The sequence below is a fragment of the Paracoccus salipaludis genome, assembly GCF_002287065.1.
Classification (GTDB): Bacteria; Pseudomonadota; Alphaproteobacteria; order Rhodobacterales; family Rhodobacteraceae; genus Paracoccus; species Paracoccus salipaludis.
Map to the genome: position 1 here is coordinate 1 of NZ_NSJZ01000085.1, position 770 is coordinate 770.

The 770-nt window shown below is 63.6% G+C and carries 2 protein-coding genes; both read right to left on the reverse strand.

Annotated elements, in window-relative coordinates:
* Nucleotides 1-271 (reverse strand): hypothetical protein (locus CK240_RS17670; protein ID WP_135058941.1); only part of this gene is annotated, 271 nt, incomplete at its 3' end.
* 197 nt (nt 272-468) lie between these two features.
* On the reverse strand, nt 469-770 hold a 302-nt coding region (locus CK240_RS18820), incomplete at its 5' end, for a hypothetical protein (protein ID WP_167650110.1).

The following is a 770-nucleotide window of genomic DNA, read 5'->3' on the forward strand; positions in this document are numbered from 1 at the left end:
GGGTGTCACCGTATCGGCGCAGCACATCGCGCAGCATGTCCTCGTCGTCGGGGCTGTCGATGTCCACCACGGTTACACCGCTGCGTTCCCCTGCCATGAAGGCGAAGGCGTTCACATCGGGGAACTTGAGCACCAGTTGCCCTGAGCCTTTCAGCCCGGTGCGGGCATAGCCTTTGGTCGCGGGTTTCTTCTGCCCGTCGCTGATGTTCAGGGGAAAGGTAGGGATGCCGTGCCCGGCATACTTAGGTTGCCACTCAGCGAAAACACCCATTCGGGTTGTCCCTCGGTTTGGCCGGGGCCTCTTTCACGCTTGCGGCTCTCACGTAGGTTTTCTATCATGAGTCCATCCACACCGCAGCGCCGTGCCTCGGCAAGTTGCATTTAACACCCTCGGCCGCCACAGCCGGGGGTGTTCTCATTCTAGGGTATTTGCTCAGATTGTCGCAAGGGAAAGCGTCCTAGCTTGTGCTAGGGGCGAAACCTTCCCCTGATCCGCGCCCATAGGGTTTTCTGTTGCAGCTCGGTCAGGGCGCGCACCTGGTCGGCCAGCGCGGCCAGCTTCCGGTCGGTCGCTTCCTGCCGCTCGAGGATCTCGGGCGGGATGATCGCCGGGGTCGGGTTGCCGGGCGGGGTGTCGTCAGGGGTGCCCGCCAGTGTCTTGCGCGCGGCCGCTGCCAGCACCTCGGCCGCATAGTCTGCCTGCGTCTGCTTGGCCTTCTTCGCCGCCTTGTTCAGCAGGCTGCGGAACTCGGGGGTGAAGGCGTCACCCT